17 protein-coding genes are annotated in these 17,655 nt (G+C 67.2%); 2 read left to right on the top strand and 15 right to left on the bottom strand.

Annotation, left to right across the window (positions count from 1 at the left end; genetic code table 11):
- Positions 1-98: 98 nt before the first annotated feature.
- A complete protein-coding gene (locus SLG_RS17380; protein ID WP_014077822.1) occupies positions 99-1,589 on the top strand; it encodes an amidohydrolase family protein in 1,491 nt (496 codons plus the stop codon).
- Positions 1,590-1,654: 65 nt separating this feature from the next.
- Here SLG_RS17380 and SLG_RS17385 read toward each other — a convergent pair whose 3' ends face one another.
- From SLG_RS17385 to SLG_RS17455, 15 genes are all read right to left on the bottom strand, one after another.
- The gene (locus SLG_RS17385) at positions 1,655-1,996 is read right to left on the bottom strand and encodes a hypothetical protein (protein ID WP_041392179.1); all 342 of its coding nucleotides are present in this window, start codon (positions 1,994-1,996) and stop codon (positions 1,655-1,657) included.
- 109 nt (positions 1,997-2,105) lie between these two features.
- Entirely contained in the window at positions 2,106-2,276 is a 171-nt protein-coding gene (locus SLG_RS17390) for a DNA gyrase inhibitor YacG (RefSeq protein ID WP_014077824.1), read from the bottom strand.
- Positions 2,266-3,303 carry a ribonuclease gene (locus tag SLG_RS17395; protein WP_014077825.1) on the bottom strand — a complete coding sequence of 346 codons (1,038 nt, stop codon included), beginning with the start codon at positions 3,301-3,303 and terminating at the stop codon, positions 2,266-2,268. Before SLG_RS17395 ends, SLG_RS17390 begins: the two co-directional genes overlap by 11 nt.
- Complete coding sequence (locus SLG_RS17400; protein ID WP_014077826.1) at positions 3,290-3,862, bottom strand: Maf family protein; 573 nt, start codon at positions 3,860-3,862, stop codon at positions 3,290-3,292. The genes SLG_RS17395 and SLG_RS17400 overlap by 14 nt, the downstream gene beginning before the upstream one ends.
- Before the next feature lie 50 nt (positions 3,863-3,912).
- Complete coding sequence (gene infA / locus SLG_RS17405) at positions 3,913-4,161, bottom strand: translation initiation factor IF-1 (RefSeq protein ID WP_014077827.1); 249 nt, start codon at positions 4,159-4,161, stop codon at positions 3,913-3,915.
- A gap of 79 nt (positions 4,162-4,240) precedes the next feature.
- On the bottom strand, positions 4,241-5,500 hold the full coding sequence (locus SLG_RS17410; RefSeq protein ID WP_014077828.1) for an adenosylmethionine--8-amino-7-oxononanoate transaminase: 1,260 nt from the start codon (positions 5,498-5,500) through the stop codon (positions 4,241-4,243).
- Positions 5,497-6,144 (bottom strand): dethiobiotin synthase, encoded by a 648-nt coding sequence (gene bioD / locus SLG_RS17415; RefSeq protein WP_014077829.1) that lies wholly within the window; start codon positions 6,142-6,144, stop codon positions 5,497-5,499. Before bioD ends, SLG_RS17410 begins: the two co-directional genes overlap by 4 nt.
- Positions 6,141-7,286 (bottom strand): 8-amino-7-oxononanoate synthase, encoded by a 1,146-nt coding sequence (locus SLG_RS17420; protein ID WP_014077830.1) that lies wholly within the window; start codon positions 7,284-7,286, stop codon positions 6,141-6,143. Before SLG_RS17420 ends, bioD begins: the two co-directional genes overlap by 4 nt.
- Before the next feature lie 135 nt (positions 7,287-7,421).
- A complete protein-coding gene (locus SLG_RS17425; protein WP_014077831.1) occupies positions 7,422-9,545 on the bottom strand; it encodes a sodium-translocating pyrophosphatase in 2,124 nt (707 codons plus the stop codon).
- A gap of 207 nt (positions 9,546-9,752) precedes the next feature.
- Positions 9,753-10,673 (bottom strand): thiamine-phosphate kinase, encoded by a 921-nt coding sequence (gene thiL / locus SLG_RS17430; protein ID WP_014077832.1) that lies wholly within the window; start codon positions 10,671-10,673, stop codon positions 9,753-9,755.
- Positions 10,670-11,122: a transcription antitermination factor NusB gene (nusB, locus tag SLG_RS17435; RefSeq protein WP_014077833.1), complete on the bottom strand. Its 453-nt coding sequence runs from the start codon at positions 11,120-11,122 to the stop codon at positions 10,670-10,672. Before nusB ends, thiL begins: the two co-directional genes overlap by 4 nt.
- A gap of 145 nt (positions 11,123-11,267) precedes the next feature.
- Entirely contained in the window at positions 11,268-12,569 is a 1,302-nt protein-coding gene (gene hisD, locus SLG_RS17440; protein WP_014077834.1) for a histidinol dehydrogenase, read from the bottom strand.
- A complete protein-coding gene (gene hisG / locus SLG_RS17445) occupies positions 12,559-13,221 on the bottom strand; it encodes an ATP phosphoribosyltransferase (RefSeq protein ID WP_014077835.1) in 663 nt (220 codons plus the stop codon). The genes hisD and hisG overlap by 11 nt, the downstream gene beginning before the upstream one ends.
- A gap of 88 nt (positions 13,222-13,309) precedes the next feature.
- Positions 13,310-13,993: a choice-of-anchor C family PEP-CTERM protein gene (locus SLG_RS22285; RefSeq protein ID WP_014077836.1), complete on the bottom strand. Its 684-nt coding sequence runs from the start codon at positions 13,991-13,993 to the stop codon at positions 13,310-13,312.
- 1,060 nt (positions 13,994-15,053) lie between these two features.
- Positions 15,054-16,343, bottom strand: coding sequence for an adenylosuccinate synthase (locus SLG_RS17455; RefSeq protein WP_014077837.1), 1,290 nt, complete (start codon positions 16,341-16,343; stop codon positions 15,054-15,056).
- Between the two features lie 308 nt (positions 16,344-16,651).
- Between SLG_RS17455 and SLG_RS17460 the strand changes: the two genes are divergently transcribed.
- Positions 16,652-17,587 carry an alpha/beta hydrolase gene (locus tag SLG_RS17460; RefSeq protein WP_014077838.1) on the top strand — a complete coding sequence of 312 codons (936 nt, stop codon included), beginning with the start codon at positions 16,652-16,654 and terminating at the stop codon, positions 17,585-17,587.
- Positions 17,588-17,655: the final 68 nt, after the last annotated feature.

Genomic DNA, 17,655 nt, shown 5'->3' on the forward strand with positions numbered 1-17,655 from the left:
TATCGCGCGAAGAGGCCGCCACGGCCGAATTCGCTTGTGCCGGACTGCTGGCATGGCATGTTCAAGTCCCGGATAATCAAAAGCTTGGGGAGGCTTGCATGGCGCTTTTCGGTACGCGCGATCGCCGGGGGCTGAGCCCGGCGGAGACCAGCGAACCGCGCACGCCGCTGCCGGTGCGCATGGTGGCCAGCGAGGAATATCTGCCCATTGCCCAGACGCCGCAGCAGCGGGAAGCCGAGGCGCGGCTCTATGACATGGTGGAGGCCATCGCGCCCCGGCTCGGCATGAGCCGGCGCGATTTTCTCCGCACCACGGCCGGCATGGCCGCCGCTTTCGCAGCGCTCAACGCCACGTTCGGCGGCCTCTTCGCGGTGGGGGAAGCGGAAGCCGCCACCCCGGAAGCAGCGGACGAGCGGTCGCGGGCCCTGGCGGGCCAGTTCATCATGGACATGCACACGCATTTCCTGCGGGATGACACGCGGCTGACGAACTTCGTCAGGATGCGCGAGGGCGTCGCCGCGCAAGGCTGGAACCCCGAACTCAGCAAGGCCGGCCCGCAGACGCTGGAGGACCTGAAATTCGACAATTATTTCAAGGAAATCTATCTCGACAGCGACACCAAGATCGCGCTCATCTCCTCCGCCCCCTCGGACATAGCGGAGGACTGGTTCCTCACCAATCGCCAGATGGCGCAAGCGCGCGAACGTGTGAACCGGGAAGCGGAAACCCTGCGGATGATGAGTCATGCCATCATCACGCCCGGGGCACCCGGATGGCTCGAGGCACTCGATGCCGCGATCGAGCTGAAGCCCGATTCGCTCAAGGGCTATACGGTGGGCGACAACACCCACAAGGAGCTGGCGCGCTATCCCTGGCGGATGGACAGCGAGGAGACTTATCGCGGCTATGAGAAAGCCGTGAAGGCCGGCATCCGGAACATCTGCGTCCACAAGGGCCTGTGGGGGCGCCAGCTCGACAAGCGCTTTCCGCATCTGGCGCCCCATGCCGACGTGCGGGACGTCGCGCAGGCCGCGAAGGACTGGCCCCAGCTCAACTTCATCATCTACCATGCGGCCTATCGGCTCGACGATCCGGACTGGGCGCTAGCCACGTTCAACCGCACGGGCCGCATCGACTGGGTGACGGACCTCGCCGAGATCCCGCAGAGGCATGGCGTCAGCAATGTCTATGCCGACCTCGGGCAGATCTTCGCGCAGACGCTGATTGCGCAGCCCGCCCTTTGCGCCGCGATCATGGGCCAACTTGTGAAAGGTCTTGGCGCCGATCATGTCTGCTGGGGCACCGATGCCGTCTGGACGGGATCACCACAATGGCAGATCGAGGGGCTGCGGCGGCTCGAAATACCCGAGGACATGCAGAAGAAGCATGGCTTCGCGCCGCTCGGGCCGGCTGATGGGGCGGTGAAGAACGGCATCTTCGGCCGGAACGATGCCCGGCTCTACAATATCGATATCGCCACAACCGCCCGCGCCCAGCAACATGACCGGTTCAGCCGGCTGAAAGCGGATTATGTCGCGCGCGCGCCGGCGCCGTCAAATCTGCGCTACGGCTATGTCCGGCGCGGATGAGAATGCGCCTGGACTTTGGCGCATGGCCGGCCTGACGTCAGAACCGGCCATGCCCGTCTGCATGTTCAGGGATTGCGCTTGAGCACGGCATCGCAGCGGCTATTGGTGCCGCTTCCCTTGCCGATCAGATTGCCGGCGAGAGCGCCTGCGCCCGCGGCGAGGAGGGATTCGCCGACATTGCCGCCCGCAACGACGGCGGTGCCGCCAGCCCCGGCAGCGCCGATGATCGTGCCTTTCTTCGCGCCCTTCTTGCGCTGGATCAGACAGTAGCGAACCTCGTCGCGATCAGCGGCGGCAGCTCTGGCAACGCGGGCGCGGTCCTTGTCTCCAAGCTTCGTCTCCGCCAGCGCCGGCTGCGTCAGAAGGCCCGCTGCAACGAGCCCGAGCATGATTTTCGCGGTTTTCATCGCCATTCTTCCTTATCGTTCGGAGGCCGGCGGAGGAGCTCCGGCGGACACTCCCGATATTTTACGCCGCAACAGCCTGAAAGTTCCATCGCCCAAGGGAGGGATAGGCCTATCCCTCATCCATATCGAGGCGGTTCTCTTCCTCGGGCGCGACCGGGACGCGATAGCCCTCGTCCACCCAGTTGATGAGATCGCGGTCGCGGCAGGCGCGCGAGCAGAAGGGCCGGAATTCGGTGACTGTCGGCTGGCGGCAGATCGGGCAGCGCGTCTTAGTGGGCATGGTGCGAACCTGTCTGCATCGTCTCATCGGTGATCAATGTCACAGCGCCGCCGCGTCGCCGTTCGAGCAGCTTCAGCCAGTCGGGCTGCGCGCGAATGGCGCGAGCGACCGCAGGCGAGACAGTCAGCGTCATCGCGCCGGCAGCACCCTGCCCGCCCTCGAACCGCTCGGCGGCGCGCAGGGCAGCCATCGCCGCGGCGCGCACCGGGTCTCCCCGCAGCAGTTCGATCAGCGAGGGACGCTCGCGCTTGCGAATGATCTGTACGAAGCCGAAGCCGTTCACGGCCGTGCGCTCGAACGGCAGCGGCAGATATTTGTCGATCTGCGCCGCCGCCACCAGCCGCTCGTCCTTGTTGTTCATGGTCGGCAGATCGATGCCGATGGAGCCGGCAATGCCCATGCGCCGGATCGCCTGCGCAGCGAGCTTTGCGCCCTTGGGCCCGAGCTGCGCCGGCGGCAGGCTGCCATCCACATCGATGAGCGTCATCGCCGGGGTGGGGAAGATGCGCAGCGCGGCATCCTCGCGCCCAACTTCGCCCGTGGTCGCTTCGGCAATCAGTTCGCTCCAGCCGGCCGCTTCCAGCCGGTCCGCTTCATGGGCGGGACAGGCCACGATCGGCAGCCCCGTCGCAACGATGCGCTGATAGAGGCTCGGTCCCGGCCCGCCTTGTACGCCGGGCAGCGCGATCCGGCCCTTGGCAAGCTTCTCGCGCTCCTCCTCCATGCCGGGCTCGCTGATCGCCTCGCGCAGGATCTCGATACGGACCGACGCGCCTTCCGCCACCTTGGGCGGAATGGGCTCGATCAGTACGAGTTCCCCGCTGTCCAGTCGGGCAATGCCACGCTTGCGCTGGATGAGGGTGCGGATCAGCCGCCCGCCATGCACGCCGCCGGCGCGCGCGCGCGCGTCATCGGGCTCGATCTGCGCTTCGAGAATGCGGCCGGACCGAACGAGTGCGGCGCGGCTCTCGCCAATGCCTTCCTCATACAGCCAGTGCGGGCCGGCAGGCGCGTCAGTCACAACCATATCCCGCCCCGTTCAGCAGCGTGCGTGTTTCATAAAGCGGCAGGCCGATCACGCCGGAGGGACTGCCCGAAAGCGCGCGCACGAGCCCGGCTGCACGGCCCTGGATCGCATAGCCACCAGCCTTGCCGTGCCACTCGCCACTAGCAAGATAAGCGGCGATCTCGTCCGGATGCAGGCGCTTGAAGGTGACGGTGCTGGTCGAAAGCTTGTGCCGCGCACGCCCGTCTCCATCGATCAGGGTGACAGCGCTCAACACGCGGTGGCGACGGCCGGAGAGCAGGCCAAGGCAGGTCCGCGCCGTGGCCTCGTCTTCCGCCTTGGGGAGGATGCGCCGTCCGCAGGCAACCACCGTGTCGCCGCTCAGCACCAGCGCGCCGGGATGGCGCGCCGCCACGGCCACGCCCTTCTCCTGCGCCATGCGCGCGGCATAGACGGCGGGCAGCTCGCCCTTGCGGGGGGTCTCGTCGATATCAGCGGGGTCGATGCCGTCCGGCGTCACGCCGATCTGCGCCAGCAGGTCCAGCCGGCGCGGGGAAGCGGATGCGAGAATGAGGGGCATATTGTCGCGTGACAGCAGATCGCGGGGCGAGTGAGCCACCGCGCCGCCAGTCAGCCCTGCGGACCGGGGCCGCCGCGACCGGGCATGTAGCGATAGGTAATGCGACCCTTGGTCAGGTCGTAAGGGGTGAGCTCGACCAGCACTTCATCGCCCACCAGCACGCGGATGCGGTTCTTGCGCATCTTTCCGGCGGTGTGCCCGAGAATCTCGTGGTCATTTTCCAGGCGGACACGGAACATGGCATTCGGCAGCAGTTCCACCACCTGCCCGCGCATTTCGAGTAGTTCTTCCTTGGCCATAATCTTCCAGTTTTTCGCGAATGGCGCCCCATAGCGGCAAAAGCGCCAGTTGAAAAGCAATAGCGCCCCATGGCCGGATTCAGCCGGGCAACGCCTCGATAGCTTGTCCGATCACCGCAAAGGCGCGCATGATTTCCGCGCGCGTCGTGCAATAAGGGGGCATCAGATAGATGGTGTTTCCAAGCGGCCGCAGCAAGAGGCCCTGCGCCAGCGCATGCGCGCGCAGCGCTGGCGCCACGTCCGACAGATAGCCCCCATCGGACACGTCGAGATCGATCGCCGCGATGCCGCCGATGCGGCGCGCATTGCCCAGCCCCCTCATTCCGGCGAGGCTCGCCAGGCCTTCATCGAGCGCCGCGCCGAGCGCCGCAATACGGCCGGGAATATCCTCGCCGCGCCAGATCTCGACATTGGCATTGGCGGCCGCGCAGCAGATGGCGTTCGCGGTGAAGCTGGAGGAATGAAAGAACATGCGCGCGCGATCGGGGCTGCAATGGGAGTCGAAGATCGCTTCGCTCGCCATGGTCGCGGCGAGAGGCACGGCGCCCCCGGTCATGCCCTTGGCAAGACAGAGGATATCCGGGGAAATCCCCGCCTGATCGCAAGCGAACAGCGTGCCTGCCCGTCCCCAGCCCGTCATCACTTCGTCCGCGATGAACAGCACATCATGCTGCGCACAAATCTCGCGCATGGCGCGCAACATGTCGGCGGAATAGATCAGCATGCCGCCGGCCCCGAGCACCAGCGGCTCGACGATGAAGGCGGCCGGCTTTTCCTGCCCGGCACACAGCGCCTCCAGCCTATCGAGGCAGGCTTGCCCTGCATCCTCAGTCGGGAAAGGCACGGTCGCGACATCGAACAGCAGCGGCTCATAGGCCCGGTTGAATATGCCGCGCGCACCGACCGACATCGCGCCGATCGTGTCGCCATGATAGCTGTGTTCCATCACGAGGATGCGGTGGCGCGCCTCGCCGCGATTGTGCCAGTGGCCCAGCGCCATCTTGAGCGCCACTTCCACTGCCGTGGACCCGCTGTCCGAGAAGAACACATGATCGAGGCCTGCGGGCGCGAGCGCGACCAGCGATTGCGCCAGCGCCTCCGCCTGCGGGTGCGTGTATCCCGCGAAGATCACCTGATCGAGCTGCGCCGCCTGCGCCGCGATCGCCGCGGCGATGCGCGGCTCGCAATGGCCATGCGTGATGACCCACCAGCTCGCTATACCGTCCAGCAGCCGCGTGCCGTCGGCACATTCGAGCCAGGCCCCTTGTGCCGCAACGACATGCGGGATCGCTTCCCCAAGACCATGCTGCGTGAAGGGATGCCAGACCGGCGATCTCATGCCGCCAACCCCATGGCGGCGCGCACGCCGGCGAGGTCGACATGCGCCCGCATCGCTTCGGCGAGCTGCGGCGCATCGAGCGGCTCGATCTGCGGCAGGCGGCCGAAGCTGCGCACGGCGCCCAGCCGGGGCAGCGTGGCTTCGTTGTCCGCATGCGGCGCGCCGACGAACAGCAGCCCCGCAATGGCGATGCCCCGCGCCCGCAATGCCTCGATGCTGAGCAGGCTGTGATTGATGGTGCCAAGGCCGCTCCGCGCGACCAGCAGCACTGGCGAATTCCAGCGTGCGAACAGATCGATGATCAGCGCGGGAGGATCGCGCCGCAAGGGTACCATGAGGCCGCCCGCGCCTTCGATAATCAGCGGGCGCGGCGTGGGAAGGGCAAGCCGATCGGGATCGATCCGGCATCCTTCCCGTTCCGCCGCGAGATGCGGAGAGGCGGGCAGGGCCAGCCGGTGCGCCTCCGGGAGGATATGGGTCTGCGGGACGCCGAGCGCCACGGCCCGCTCGCTGTCCGTGCCGTCCTCCGTCCCCGCCTGCACGGGCTTCCAGTAATGCGCGTCCAGTGCCGCCGCGAGGCCGGCGGCGACCACGGTCTTGCCGACGTCGGTATCCGTGCCGGATATGATCAACACGCCGCTCATGCCGGCTCTGCCTCCAGCGCCGTCCGGAGAGCGTCTCCGAGCGCTGAGACGACTGCCTCGTCGACATTGAGCGTCAGCGAAATGCGCAGCCGGGCCGTGCCGCGCGGCACGGTGGGCGGGCGGATGCCACGCACATCGAACCCCGCGGCCTGCAGCGCCGCAGCCACGCGCATCGTGCGGCCGTCCTCGCGCAGGATGAGCGGCAGAATCTGGCTTTGCGGCGGGGGCAGATCCAGAGGCGCGCAGAGATGCCGCGCGGCATGGTCGATCAGCGCAGCAAGGCGCCCACGCCGATCGTCGACCTCCCCCATCCGCAGCAAAGCGGCCTGGGCCGCCACGGCCATGAGCGGTGAAGGCGCAGTCGAGAAGACGAAGCTGCGGCCGCGATTGACGAGCAGATCGATCACCGGTCGCGCGGCTGTCACCAGCGCGCCTTCGACGCCGAGCCCCTTGCCGCAGGTGTGCAGCACGATCACGTCCGGGCGCCCCTCGACCGTCGCCGAGAAGCCCCGGCCGCCGGGACCGTGCACCGCCGTGGCATGAGCCTCGTCCAGCACCAGCATGGCGTCATGCTGCGCAGCAATCGCGGCGAGATCGTCGACCGGCGCCCTGTCGCCATCCATCGAATAGAGCGTCTCGGACACCACCCATGCGCGCCCGCGACCACCCTCCCGCCGCCACGCACGGATCGCGTCGTCAAAGGCCTGCGGATCATTGTGCGCAGCAAGGACAGTCCGCGCCCGGCCCAGCTTCATCCCGTCATGCGCGCTCGCATGGATGAGGGCATCCGCGACGATGAGATCGTCCGGCCCCGGCAGCCCGGCGAGGATCGCGATGTTGGCGGCATAGCCGGTCGAGAGGAACAGGGCCGCCTCGCTGCCGAAGGTCCGCGCGGCGAAGGCCTCCAGCGCCTCATGTTCGGGCGCGTTGCCGCGCAGCAGGCGCGATCCGCCGGATCCGACCGGCACGCCCCGCGCGATCGCTTCGGCCACCGCCGTCGCGATTGCCGGATCGTGCGCCAGACCCAGATAGTCGTTGGACGCGAAGTCATGCCCCCTGCGCGGCATCAAGCGCCGCAGACGCGACCGGCGTTCCAGCGCATCGAGCTGATCGTGAAAATACCTCTGACCGTCCATCGTCATTGCGGCGCTATAGCGACGCGCCTTCCCGCTGCCTACTCACCCCGCAGCGCGATGCCAAAACAGGAAAGCCCGTCCGGACCACTGGTCTGGACGGGCTCCCTCCTCTCCCGTTTCCGGGATATGCGCCGGGGTCTCTTACATCGCCCCGTGCGCCAGCGCGGCGAGCAGCAACAGCGCCACGATGTTGGTGATCTTGATCATCGGATTGACGGCCGGACCGGCGGTATCCTTGTAGGGATCGCCCACCGTGTCGCCGGTCACGGCCGCCTTGTGCGCGTCCGATCCCTTGCCGCCATGATGGCCGTCCTCGATATATTTCTTGGCATTGTCCCATGCGCCACCGCCGCTGGTCATGGAGATGGCGACGAACAGGCCGGAGACGATCACGCCCAGCAGCAATGCGCCCACGGCAGCGAAGGCTTCCGCCTGTCCCGCCACGGCCAGAATAGCGAAATAGACGACGACGGGCGCCAGCACCGGCAGCAGCGAGGGCAGGATCATTTCCTTGATCGCTGCCTTGGTCACGATGTCCACCGTGCGGGCGTAGTCCGGGCGGGACGTGCCCGCCATGATGCCGGTATTGCTGCGGAACTGCTCCCGCACATCCTCCACCACCGATCCGGCGGCGCGGCCCACCGCCGTCATGCCGAAGGCGCCGAACAGATAGGGCAGGAGCGCGCCGAGCAGCAGGCCGACGATGACATAGGGATTGCTCAGCGAGAAATCGACGACCACCTCGGGGAAGTAGAGCTCCAGGTCCGTGGTATAGGCGCCGAAGAGCACCAGCGCGGCCAGTGCCGCCGAACCGATCGCATAGCCCTTGGTCACGGCCTTGGTGGTGTTGCCCACCGCATCCAGCGCGTCCGTGCGGCTGCGCACGTCATCCGGCAGCCCCGCCATTTCGGCGATGCCGCCGGCATTGTCCGTCACCGGGCCATAAGCATCGAGCGCCACCACCATGCCCGCGAGTGCCAGCAGCGATGTCGCGGCGAAGGCAACGCCGATGATGCCCGCGATCTGGAATGTCGCGATCACCGCGACGACGATCACGAGCGTCGGCAGTGCCGTGGCCTCCAGACTGATGGCGAGGCCCTGGATGACGTTGGTGCCATGGCCCGTCACGCTTGCCTGCGCGATCGAGCGGACCGGGCGGTAATTGGTGCCGGTATAATATTCGGTGATCCACACGAGCAGGCCGGTGACGGCAAGACCGATCAGCATGCACCAGACCAGCGCCCAGCCGGTGTAGCCTCCGGTGCCGTCCAGCTCCGCGCCGATCACGGTATCGAGATCGCCGAGCGCGCGCCATGTCACGTAGAAGATGCCGATGACGGAGAGGCCCGCCGTGACCCAGAAGCCCTTGTAGAGCGCGCCCATGATGTTGTTCGACGAGCCCAGCCGGACGAAATAGGTGCCGATGATCGAAGCGATGATGCACACGCCGCCCACGAGCAGCGGCAGGGACATGAGCGCCGTCAGCTCGGCTTCGCTGGCCCGCACCAGCAGCGCGACGGAGACCATGGTGAGGCCGAGCGTCACCACATAGGTCTCGAACAGGTCGGCCGCCATGCCGGCGCAGTCACCGACATTGTCCCCGACATTGTCCGCGATCACCGCCGGATTACGCGGATCGTCCTCCGGGATGCCCGCTTCCACCTTGCCGACGAGGTCCGCACCCACGTCCGCCGCCTTGGTGAAGATGCCGCCGCCCAGACGCGCGAAGATGGAGATGAGCGAGGCGCCGAAGGCCAGCGCGGTGAGCGCGGCGATGATCGAGCGGTCATTGGGCGCGAGATCGGATGGTCCGGTGAGGAACCAGAAGAGCCCGGCAATGGAGAGCAGCCCGAGCCCGGCCACCAGCATGCCCGTGATCGCGCCGGAGCGGAAAGCCAGCGTTAGCCCGCCCTGCAGCGACGTGCGTGCCGCTTCCGCCGTGCGGACATTGGCGCGCACCGAGATGTTCATGCCGACATAGCCGGCCACGCCGGAAAGCACCGCGCCGATGAGGAAGCTCACGGTGGAGAGCGGCGCGCCCATGCCGTCCAGGAATATCCAGATCAGAATGGCGACGATGGCGCCGACGACAGCGATGGCGCGATATTGCCGGCCGAGATAGGCCCTGGCGCCTTCCTGAATGGCGCCGGCGATCTCCTGCATCCGGGCGTCCCCCGCCGGTGCGCTGAGAACCTGGCGGCTGGTCACGAATCCGTAGATCACAGCCAACAGGCCGCAGCCTATGGCGATGAGAACCATAGTCATCGTCAGCAAACTCCCCTGCTTTGCCGGTTTGGGCGCTTGCCACCCTTCTCCGGCTTCTTTGGGGCCGGAGCCTAGAGCCGGCGCCGGTGCCGTCAAGCAGATAAATGGGGGACGGGTTCGCCGCGCTGATTTCGATCCACTGGGCAGGGGGCGCCGGAGGGAACGCGCGGGCTCGCCCGTTATGGCAGGAGAGCAGCGACCGCCCGCTTAGCCATGTTCGTAGCCCATCCGGGCCGGCAGCCGAACGGCCTTGCCATCCAGACGCAGGCTCACCCCCTCGCCCCGCTTGCAGTGCCCGACCTGAATGAGCCCGCGCGGCAGATCGCGCTCGCCGGGCAGGGCCATGAGCAGCACATAGTCATCACCCGCCGTCGCTGCCTCCAGCCGGGCCTGAACCGAGCTCCCCCGCAATGCCTCATAGCATGGCGACAGCGGAACATGATTGATCTGGATCGCGCAGTTGCTCGCCTCGGCCATGCGCGCCACATCGATCAGCAGGCCATCGGAGACGTCCATCATGGCATGCACCGTGCCCGCCAGAGACTGGCCAAGCGTCAAGTGAGGCACGGGCACGCGATAGGCGCGCACCAGTTCCGCCGGGCTCGTCTTCCCGGCTTCCAGCAGCGCAAGGCCGGCGCCGGCATCGCCGACAGGGCCGGAGATGCAGATCCGATCGCCGGGACGCGCGCCCGAGCGCGAGGGGATGGTAACAGCGTGCGGCACTTCTCCGATCGCCGTGAGGCTGATCGTCCGGGGCGCGCCAGCGGGCAGCGCCACCGTATCGCCACCCACGATCGGCATGCCGAAGCGGCCAAGCGCGCGGGAAAGCCCCTCCAGGAAACCGCTGTCCCAGCCGGGGTCGCCGGCCAGCGCATGGTTGAGCATGCAGCAGCGCGGCACCGCGCCTTTGGCCGCCAGGTCGGAGAGGTTCACCGCCGCGAGCTTCCAGCCTACGGTCTCCGGCGGGTCGTCGGCGCGAAAATGCACGCCCTCGACGATCGTGTCGGTGGTGACGACAAGCTGCTCTCCCATCGTGGGAAGCACCGCGACATCGTCGCGCAGGCCGCGTGCGGCCGGGTCCGTGGCCATGGCGCGCAGCTGGCGGAGCAGATCCGCCTCGCCGCTCACTTGGGCCGGACCTCCTTCGCGATGGCGTCCAGGAGACCGTTGACGAAACCCGCCTCGCGCTTGTCGTAAAAGGCGTGAGCGACATCGACATATTCGCTGATGACGCTGGGAGTCGGCACGTCGGGCCGGGCGAGCAACTCGTAAGCCCCGGCGCGCAATATCTGGCGCATCGGCTTGTCCAGCCGCTCCAGCGACCAGCCCTTCGCGAGCCGGCCGGCGACCAGCGCATCGATCTCCTCGCGCCGGGCATCCACGCCCTTCACCACATCGTCGAAGAAAGCGCTCTCGGCGGGATGATAAGTCACATCCTCGATGGTCGCGCCCAGACGATGCTGGTGGAACTCGTGCAGAAGCAGCGGCAGCGGCGTGCCTTCCATGTCCTGCTGGTACAGGGCCTGCACGGCGGCGAGCCGTGCGGCGGAACGGGATTTGGAGCGTGTGGCGTTCATGATCTTTCCTGCCTTACTCTTTCCCGTCCGCCCTGAGTAGGGGGGTGCACCGCGAGGGCCATTGCCGGCCAACCGCCGGGATTGCCCCGGTCCATGCCGAACATGGCCGGCACTGGCTCCATCGGAATGAACGGGACGTGTGGAATTAGCTTTCCTGCCGGGCGAGCCGTACCGCCACGCTGGCAGCGTGGGCCGGCAGTCCTTCCGCCTGCGCCATCGCCACCGCGGCGGGACCAATCGCCCCGATCGCACCCGCATCGAGCTGGAGGAAGCTGGTCCGCTTCATGAAGTCCAGCACGGACAGGCCCGACGAGAAGCGCGCGCGCCGCCCGGTGGGCAGCACGTGATTCGGCCCGGCGACATAATCCCCGATCGCTTCAGGCGTCATCCGGCCGAGGAATACCGAGCCCGCATGGCGCACCCGGTCGAACAGCGGCTGCGGCTCGTCCACGGCCAGTTCGAGATGCTCGGGCGCCAGCCGGTCGACAAGCGGCATCGCATCCTCAAGCCTCGCGAGGTGAATGATCGCGCCATTGGCTTCCCAGCTCTGCCGTGCCCGCGCGCCGGTGGCCAGCATCCCGAGCTGTCGCTCGACGGCCGCCGCCACGGCATCGGCAAAGGCAGCGTCGTCCGTGAACAGGATGGACTGGCTTGTCGGATCATGCTCGGCCTGGCTGAGCAGATCGGCGGCGATCCAGTCAGGATCGTTCAGGCCATCGGCGACGACCACGATCTCGGACGGGCCCGCCACCATGTCGATGCCCACGACGCCGTAGACCTGCCGCTTCGCTTCCGCCACCCAGGCATTGCCCGGGCCGACGATCACGTCGACCGGCGCGATCCTGCCGGTGCCATAGGCCAGCGCCGCGATGGCCTGCGCCCCGCCCACGCGCCAGATCTCGGTCACGCCCGCGATGTGCGCGGCTGCCAGCACGGCCTGATTGAGCTGCCCGCCCGGCGTGGGCGACATCATGACGATGCGCTCCACGCCCGCGACCTTTGCAGGAATGGCGTTCATCAGCAGCGAGCTGGGATAGGCCGCCAGACCGCCCGGGACATAGATGCCGGCCGCTTCCACCGCATTCCACCGCGCGCCAAGGCGCACGCCCGCCGCGTCCGTCCAGCCGCTGTCAGCCGGCTTCTGCTTCTCATGATAGGCCGCGATCCGCTCCGCCGCGAGCTCCAGCGCCGTGCGCAAATCCGCGTCGATCGCTTCATAGGCCGCGGCGGTCTGCTCCACCGGGATCGTCCAGCCATGCGCATCGAGATCGAAGCCGTCGAACCGGCCGGTCAGCGCGGCAAGCGCCGCGTCCCCCTGCGCCCGCACCTGCGCGATGATCCCGCGCACGGCCTGGGCCACGTCCTCGTCCGCCTCGCGCCGGGCATTGACGAGACGCTCGAACGCCTCGGCGAAGCCGGCCTTGGCAGCATCCAGCCTAAGCGGCATGGCTTGCCTCCACGGCGGCGCGGAATCGCTCGACCATCGGCACCAGCTCTGCGGCCCGCATCTTCATGGCAGCGCGATTGACGATGAGCCGCGCCGAAATGTCCATGATGGTGGCTGTCTCGACGAGGCCATTCGCCCGAAGCGTCGCCCCGGACGAGACGAGATCCACAATCCGGCGCGAGAGGCCAAGCGAAGGCGCCAGCTCCATCGCGCCGTTGAGCTTGACGCACTCGGCCTGAATGCCCTGCGCTTCATAATGCGCCCGGGTGAGGTGGGGATATTTGGTGGCGACGCGCACATGGCTGGCGACCCCGGGGTCCTCGGGCGGCGCGTCCACGGGCTCGGCGATCGAAAGCCGGCAATGGCCAATCTGCAGGTCGACCGGCGCATACAGCTCCGAATAGCCGAACTCCGCGATCACGTCCGATCCCACGATGCCGATCTGCGCCGCGCCATGGGCGACAAAGGTCGCCACGTCGAAGGCGCGCACGCGAATGATGGAAAGACCGTCCACATTGGTCGCGAACCTGAGCGCGCGGCTTTCCTTGCGATGGAACTCGGCCTCCGGCTCGATGCCCGCGCGCGCAAGCAGCGGCAGGGCCTCGTCGAGAATGCGTCCCTTGGGAATGGCGAAAGTGATCGGCCGGGTCATGACCGGCGCGCCTTAGGCGCTTGCGCGGAAAACTGCAATTGCGCGCGATCGGCGGGCACGCATGGCCGCCGATCGCGCTCCTTGCGGTTCAGGCGAAGGCGACCGCGGCGCGGCGACGGCGCAGCGTCGATCCGGCGAGGGCGAAACCGCCGATCATCATGGCCCAGCTGGCGGGCTCGGGCACCGCACCGGGCACGCTCCCGTCCAGATGCGTCACCCGCACATTATCGAGCAGCGCACCGTAGACGCGGCCACCGCCGGTATAGGTGCTGAGGAACGACAGGGTCGAGCTGGACGAAAGCGCCACGAAATCGAAGCTGTGCGTCGTCCAGGGACCGCCCTGCCCGATCGCGTGCAGGCTGGTGTCATAGCCGAACTCCTGCGAGAAGCCGGCTACCTCGACCAGCAGGTTCTTCATGCCGATGAAGCCATCATAGACATTGGCATTCATGTCGAACGTCACGGTGTAAGTGCCGCCCGCCAGCGTGTCGAAGCTCTGGCTGATGCCGCCGACCTGGCCGGTGGAGCCGTTCATGTCGATGGAATTGATGCCGTGCGAAGCCACGAAATCGGGATTGAGATACCCCCCGTGGATGAGATCGACGGCCCCGGTGAAGACTGTCCAGCCGCCAAGGCTGGAGCCTGCACTGTAATTGCGGTAGCTGTTTACCGGAGCATCGATGTCCTCGAAGCTGCCGTTCGTGAAGGGCGCGGCCTGCGCGGCGCCGGCGAGCATCGTTGCGCCGAGCATGGCGATCATGAGCCTGTTCATCTGCTGTCTCCCACTTGCGATGTTGTGCGACGGGATCGTTAGGGACGCGCGGCATCCGATCCCAATGACAAAGCCTGTTAGAGATGTGACGGCGCGTGGCGGCTGTCCCGATGTGATACCCACCCGACAGGGCCCGACCGTCACAGGCCGCGTGGATGCGTTCCCGTGAAACGCCTCCCGAGTCTCCGGGAGGCCGAGAGGGGTGAAATGGGTTGGACGCGACGGACCGTGCGAGACCTCCACGAGGGCCGGACGATGCCGGTCCAACACTGCGCTGCGCCTCGGAAGTTTACGAAGATGACGACACGTCCGTCTCATCTTCCGCTTCCCTGAACTTTGCGGCGCTGCAAATCAGGTGGACGCCAGAGTCTGTTCCGGCGTGCCTGCAGCGCGCGGACGATGGAAACCTCAAATGAGAAAGAGCCATTCATTGCCTCCCGCTGTCGCCTGTCGCCTGTCGCCTGTCGCCTGTCGACGGGAGAGGCGCCCGGCAGGGCTGCCATGGCAGAGGGGCTGTAGGACAGGGAAAAGCGCGGCGGACGGAGAATGGAGACGAAACCACCCGCACCTGCGCGCGCCACGACGACCCTGCAGTGCCTCTCGCTGCGCGTGCTGGGCACGAGGCGGGTCCCTTCCGTCCGCAAGGATATCGCGTCCGCCACGACCGCCTTTCGGCCGAGAAAGCTCAGGAAATCGAGGCCAAGCCGTGCACTCTCATCCGGTCACACCGCCTGGCTGTTCGCAACGCATCCCGAACTCGCGCGTTGGAGCCGAGTAACGAACGAAGGAGAATCGATATGGGCAAGGGACTTCTGCTTTGGCTGGTGGGCGTGCCGCTGCCGATCGTCCTCATTCTCTGGTTCCTGTTCTTCCGCTAGGGCTCATCGACATCCAGCGCTGGCGGCCTGCGAATGGCGCTTTCCCGGGCTTCCGGTGCTCACGTACCTTGAGTACGCTGCGCGCCGGGTCCCGAAAAACCACCATCCTCGCCACGCCATCATCTGAATGTCGATCAGCCCTAAAGGAAGCGGCCGGCACGGTCATGTGCCGGCCAAGGCCGTCAATCCTCGAAAGGATCACGCACCAGGATAGTGTCCTCCCGCTCCGGTGAGGTGGAGACGCTGGCGACGGGACACTCGATCAGCTCCTCGATGCGGCGGATATATTTGATCGCCTGCGCCGGAAGATCGGCCCAGCTTCGGGCGCCCACGGTCGTCCCTTCCCAGCCCTCCATCTCCTCATAAACCGGCTCGACAGCGGCCTGATCGGCGGCATGGGCGGGAAGATAATCAATGATCTCGCCATTGAGGCGATAGCCGGTGCAGATGCGGATGGTCTCGAAACCGTCCAGCACGTCGATCTTGGTAAGGGCTATGCCTGTAACCCCGCTCAATGCGCAGGTCTGGCGCACCAGCACCGCATCGAACCAGCCGCAGCGGCGCTTCCGCGCCGTCACCGTGCCGAATTCGTGCCCGCGCGTTCCGAGACGCTCGCCGATCTCGTCCTCGAGTTCGGTGGGGAACGGGCCCGAGCCAACGCGCGTGGTATAAGCCTTGACGATGCCCAGCACGAAGCCGGCCGCACTGGGCCCCATGCCCGAACCGGCCGCGACAGTGCCGCTCACCGTATTCGAGCTGGTCACGAAGGGATAAGTGCCATGGTCGACATCGAGCAGCACGCCCTGCGCACCCTCGAACAGGATGCGCCGGCCGGCCTTGCGCACGTCGCGCAGGCGCTTCCACACCGGCTCGGCATATTGCAGCACGAACGGCGCGATCTCGCGCAGCTCCGCGACCAGCGCCGCCCGGTCGATCGGCGGCTCGCCGAAGCCGGCGCGCAGCGCGTCATGATGCGCGCAGAGCCGATCGAGCTGAGGCTCCAGCGCGTCGAGATGGGCGAGGTCGCACACGCGGATCGCGCGGCGGCCGACCTTGTCCTCATAAGCGGGGCCGATGCCGCGCCCGGTGGTGCCGATCTTGCCCTTGCCCGCCGCGGTCTCGCGCAGTCCATCGAGATCGCGATGGAAAGGGAGGATCAGCGGACAATTGTCCGCCACCGCGAAGTTGGAGCGATCGACCTTGACGCCCTGCCCCTCCAGCTTTTCGATCTCGGCCTTCAGGGCCCAGGGATCGAGCACCACGCCATTGCCGATGATGGACAGGGTCCCGGTGACGATGCCGGACGGCACGAGGCTGATCTTGTAGACCTGCTCGCCGACAACGAGCGTGTGCCCGGCATTGTGCCCGCCCTGAAAGCGCACCACGCAGTCCGCGCGGCTTGCCAGCCAGTCGACAATCTTGCCTTTGCCTTCATCGCCCCACTGGGCGCCGATCACGGTGACGTTTGCCATGGATATGCTTCTCCGCCCTGCCGAGCGGATCCGGACCACCCTTCGACAGGACTCGATGGTCGGATTGGATCATGTCGGGCTCCCGGCCCGGTCCGGCGGCGCGTTTGCCTGCGGGGAGGGCGGAAGTCAAGGCAGGGAGGCATCGTTCCCTCGCCATGGCAGGGGCCACCCGGCCTCCATGCCGGCGGGGGGCCCATCCCCGTTTGGCTATGCGGCGGCGTTACACTTTGTCACCCTCTCCGCTCTTCTTGCGGGCAGCCCATAAGCTTATCCAGGCTGTGGAAAGGACCGGAAAGGAGCCGGATTCGATGCGCTACGCCACGCCTGCCACGCTCGCCCTCGTGCTCGTCAGCCTGTTGGGGACGCTCGCGCTGCCGGCGCAGGCCGGTTTGCGGGAGCGCCTGCGCGAGCGGTTCGCCGCGCAGATCGAGGCGGACCGCACCCCCGACGGGCGGGAGATGGCCTATGGCACCGATCCCTTGCAGACCTTGGCCTTCTGGCCTCCCGCCGACGCAAGCGCCCGCTCCGCACCGCTCATCGTCTTCGTGCATGGCGGCGGATGGCGCCATGGCGACAAGACCAATGCCACCGGCAAGGCCAAGGTCGCGCATTATCCGGCACAGGGCTATGCCCTAGCATCGATCAATTACCGGCTCGTGCCGGGCGCGCGGGTCGAGGATCAGGCGCAGGACGTCGCCGATGCCGTCGCCTGGCTGATCGCTCATGCCGGAGAACTGGGCATCGATCCCGCCCGGATCGTCCTGATGGGCCACAGCGCCGGCGCGCATCTCGTGGCGCTCGTGGGCACCGATCCGCGCTATCTGAAAGCCGCCCGCCTCGATCTGCGTGCCATCGCGGGCGTCATTCCGATCGACGGCGCGGCCTATGACGTGCCGAAACAGGTCAAGGTCGGCACGCGGTTCATGGGTGACATCTACGCGCAGGCCTTCGGCACCGACCCTGAACGCCAGCGGGCCCTTTCGCCCACCTTGCAGGCCGGGGCACCCAATGCCCCCGCATTCCTCATCCTCCATGTCCAGCGCCGGGATGGCATCGAGCAGTCGCGCGGCCTGGCCGAAGCGCTGCGCGCGGCCGGCACGCCGGTCGAGATCGCCAGCTTCGAGGGACGCGGCCTGCAGGGGCACATGGACATCAACCGGAAGCTGGGTCTCGCGGATTATCCGGCAACGGCGCGCGTCGACAGCTGGCTTGAGGGCCTGCTGGGCAAGCCTGTGCAGCGCTGAGCACGACGGAGGCCGCTTGCCCGGCAGAGCCTGCGCGGTCGCGCGGTGGGCATCAATCATTGTCAGAA

It is taken from the genome of Sphingobium sp. SYK-6 (assembly GCF_000283515.1).
GTDB lineage: Bacteria > Pseudomonadota > Alphaproteobacteria > Sphingomonadales > Sphingomonadaceae > Sphingobium > Sphingobium lignivorans.

Bases quoted from the DNA above. Each gene is read 5' to 3' on its own strand.
- SLG_RS17395 (WP_014077825.1), bottom strand. From the start codon at position 3,303: ATGGTTGTGACTGACGCGCCTGCCGGCCCGCACTGGCTGTATGAGGAA.
- SLG_RS17460 (WP_014077838.1), top strand. From the start codon at position 16,652: ATGCGCTACGCCACGCCTGCCACGCTCGCCCTCGTGCTCGTCAGCCTG.
- SLG_RS22285 (WP_014077836.1), bottom strand. From the start codon at position 13,993: ATGAACAGGCTCATGATCGCCATGCTCGGCGCAACGATGCTCGCCGGC.
- SLG_RS17425 (WP_014077831.1), bottom strand. From the start codon at position 9,545: ATGACTATGGTTCTCATCGCCATAGGCTGCGGCCTGTTGGCTGTGATC.
- SLG_RS17410 (WP_014077828.1), bottom strand. From the start codon at position 5,500: ATGAGATCGCCGGTCTGGCATCCCTTCACGCAGCATGGTCTTGGGGAA.
- SLG_RS17390 (WP_014077824.1), bottom strand. From the start codon at position 2,276: ATGCCCACTAAGACGCGCTGCCCGATCTGCCGCCAGCCGACAGTCACC.
- SLG_RS17400 (WP_014077826.1), bottom strand. From the start codon at position 3,862: ATGCCCCTCATTCTCGCATCCGCTTCCCCGCGCCGGCTGGACCTGCTG.
- hisD (WP_014077834.1), bottom strand. From the start codon at position 12,569: ATGCCGCTTAGGCTGGATGCTGCCAAGGCCGGCTTCGCCGAGGCGTTC.
- infA (WP_014077827.1), bottom strand. From the start codon at position 4,161: ATGGCCAAGGAAGAACTACTCGAAATGCGCGGGCAGGTGGTGGAACTG.
- hisG (WP_014077835.1), bottom strand. From the start codon at position 13,221: ATGACCCGGCCGATCACTTTCGCCATTCCCAAGGGACGCATTCTCGAC.
- SLG_RS17380 (WP_014077822.1), top strand. From the start codon at position 99: ATGGCGCTTTTCGGTACGCGCGATCGCCGGGGGCTGAGCCCGGCGGAG.
- bioD (WP_014077829.1), bottom strand. From the start codon at position 6,144: ATGAGCGGCGTGTTGATCATATCCGGCACGGATACCGACGTCGGCAAG.
- SLG_RS17420 (WP_014077830.1), bottom strand. From the start codon at position 7,286: ATGACGATGGACGGTCAGAGGTATTTTCACGATCAGCTCGATGCGCTG.
- SLG_RS17455 (WP_014077837.1), bottom strand. From the start codon at position 16,343: ATGGCAAACGTCACCGTGATCGGCGCCCAGTGGGGCGATGAAGGCAAA.
- SLG_RS17385 (WP_041392179.1), bottom strand. From the start codon at position 1,996: ATGAAAACCGCGAAAATCATGCTCGGGCTCGTTGCAGCGGGCCTTCTG.
- nusB (WP_014077833.1), bottom strand. From the start codon at position 11,122: ATGAACGCCACACGCTCCAAATCCCGTTCCGCCGCACGGCTCGCCGCC.